Here is a 2,271-nt window from a genome sequence, read left to right on the forward strand (position 1 = left end):
TAACGGCACTCACTGTAATTCAGTACATCAATAAATTCATTTTCAACAGAAATATCAATAATATTAAAATCAGCATTGTTTAAAATGCACAACGGGTGAAACATAATATTTTTATAGGCATGATATGCCTGTTGTTTTTAGCAGCTTGCCAAAGCGATGACGATGGTGGGCAAAACCCTAATGACGGTGTAATTGTTGAAGTCCTAAGCGAGGAAAACACCCCTTCAGTTTTTCAAGAAAAGGATATCAAAGAAGTGGGGGTTACTGACGACTATGGCAATGCCTACCTGCCGGCAGGTCAATTGATGAACGTATCGCTTGAATACAACGGTAACTCCATGTTACGCTTACCATTACAAACAACACGGGCGGAACGATAAACGAAATGCCTTTTAGCCCGGGGGGTTGGGCCATTTCGTATGTTGCCGTCGGCAATCAGTTGTTGCCCAATGCCCTTTATGCCGAAGGTGAACAAACGGCCAACGGATTGACCGAAATAGCTGAGGCGGGCGATTATTCTGTTATGGGCAGCTACCTTTCAGGCCTAACGGGAACCTTTACCCTTTTATCACCAGTATTAGTGGTAGTATATGGAGGGGCGGAAAACCCGCTTTACAAAACAGGTGAGATAGGCCGTGGCGAAGGGTTTAAAGAACTGGCTCAACAAGGCAATGCTGATATTTTGGCTGAGGCTTTAATGTCTAAACCAGGCGTTAAAAATGTGTATGTGTTGAAAGAGCCGTCAACTACTGGCGTTTGAGCTGTTGCTGCTCCATACCTCCATACTTCTTGCGCCAGTAGTAGAATGTACTCTTATCAATGCCTAGTTCTCTGGACAGATATCCTACAGATCTACCTTGTTCATTTTCTTTGAGGGCCTTGATGATTTGGCTCTCGCTAAATTTGCTGCTTTTCATGGTGACAGTTTGAATTTAAAGTTAGTAAATTCGAATTATTAACTGTCCTGTTTTTAGGGAAGCCTACAGATATAATTAATACAACTTGCTATTTGTTCAAATACTAACGGGTTCTCTGATAGAAATTCTAAGACAGGAGAAATTTCTTTATTTGAAAACCCCTCTCTATCTCAACATACATTCACAAACTTGTTCCATTGTAAGTCCCATATTCATTCAAATCAACAAATAGCACCAAGAATATATTGGTTTTTTACAATGATATATGTAGATAAAAATCTTATCTATTTCGATTTAAACTCTAGATCAAATGATTTTAGTTAAAATAAATTTGTACATCAAAAACCGTTTGTCTTCTAAAAATGGCATTTAGTCTAATAAATAACCAAAACAGGATAGGGTAACATGGGGTGATTGTGGAAATTGCTCTTTATTTGAATCTTCCTAAAGCCATAAAATACATGGTATGATACAAAATATAGGTGATGGAGAAATTAAATTTTTTTAAAACATTTTAAAACATTTTAAAACAGATATGAGAAAGCATTCCATTTTAATAAGCGTTATGTGCCTGTTATTTTTAGCAGTTTGCCAAAGCGATGACGATGGTGGGTGAAACCCTAATGACGGTGTAATTGTTTTGGCTTCCACTAAAACAGAAATTATAGACCTTGGAGTTTGGAATTAAAACTAACTTAATAATATAAAGGCTAAAGGCTTTCTTTAGTCTAAGAATTTCTTCACTTCACCTAAGCTGATCATGGTGGGTGATAGATAATAGCAAATACAAATAAAATCAAATCAAATAAACATTTTTAAAATTTAGATATTATGAAAAGAATAGTTATTTTTTTATTTTTTCAATTTATAGTATTGGTATCGTGGGCTCAGGTTGGTGTGGGGACTCCACTGCCTAATCCATCATCACAATTAGAAGTGGTGGCAAGTGACAAAGGGGTTTTGATCCCTAGACTAGCTTTAATTAACAGTACAGATGCTACAACCATTGCCAATGGCAATGTAGAAAGTTTATTAGTTTACAACACGGCCACGGTAGCCGATGTAACGCCCGGTTACCACTATTGGGATGGTGCCAAATGGGTGCGTTTGGCAAATATAGACGATATTGTCGCCAGCAACGAAACGGTAACCCTCCTAACAGATAATGGCGATGGTACCTACACCTATGTAAGTGAGGACGGCACCATAACGGTTATAGACGTCCCTGCCTCTGTGGTAAACCAGTTTGAGCAGGTTTTAAACGAAGGTCCGGTGACCATAGACGGAAACACCTACAACACCTTTGAGGAATACTTGGAACAGCTTGTAGCGGGCAACGAAACGGTGACCACCT

Annotated in this window: 3 protein-coding genes and 1 pseudogene; 3 read left to right on the top strand and 1 reads right to left on the bottom strand. The window is 38.5% G+C overall.

Going from position 1 to position 2,271, the window contains the following annotated elements:
• Positions 1 to 95: 95 nt before the first annotated feature.
• Together OOZ15_RS07755 and OOZ15_RS07760 are read left to right on the top strand one after the other, a co-directional pair.
• Positions 96 to 380 (top strand): hypothetical protein, encoded by a 285-nt coding sequence (locus OOZ15_RS07755; RefSeq protein ID WP_265955586.1) that lies wholly within the window; start codon positions 96 to 98, stop codon positions 378 to 380.
• Positions 381 to 385: 5 nt separating this feature from the next.
• A complete protein-coding gene (locus tag OOZ15_RS07760; RefSeq protein WP_265955588.1) occupies positions 386 to 760 on the top strand; it encodes a hypothetical protein in 375 nt (124 codons plus the stop codon).
• On the opposite strand, the gene OOZ15_RS07765 is transcribed toward OOZ15_RS07760, so the two are convergent.
• Complete coding sequence (locus OOZ15_RS07765; protein WP_416337313.1) at positions 747 to 917, bottom strand: transposase; 171 nt, start codon at positions 915 to 917, stop codon at positions 747 to 749. The two genes, OOZ15_RS07760 and OOZ15_RS07765, sit on opposite strands and share 14 nt — an antisense overlap.
• 831 nt (positions 918 to 1,748) lie before the next feature.
• Here OOZ15_RS07765 and OOZ15_RS07770 point away from each other — a divergent pair.
• Positions 1,749 to 2,271: pseudogene (locus tag OOZ15_RS07770) on the top strand (hypothetical protein); the annotation flags it as partial.

The sequence above is a fragment of the Galbibacter kalidii genome, from assembly GCF_026241135.1.
Taxonomy (GTDB): Bacteria; Bacteroidota; Bacteroidia; order Flavobacteriales; family Flavobacteriaceae; genus Galbibacter.

Excerpts from the sequence above, each read along its gene's own strand:
- OOZ15_RS07760 (WP_265955588.1), top strand. The coding sequence starts at position 386 with ATGCCTTTTAGCCCGGGGGGTTGGGCCATTTCGTATGTTGCCGTCGGC.
- OOZ15_RS07765 (WP_416337313.1), bottom strand. The coding sequence starts at position 917 with ATGAAAAGCAGCAAATTTAGCGAGAGCCAAATCATCAAGGCCCTCAAA.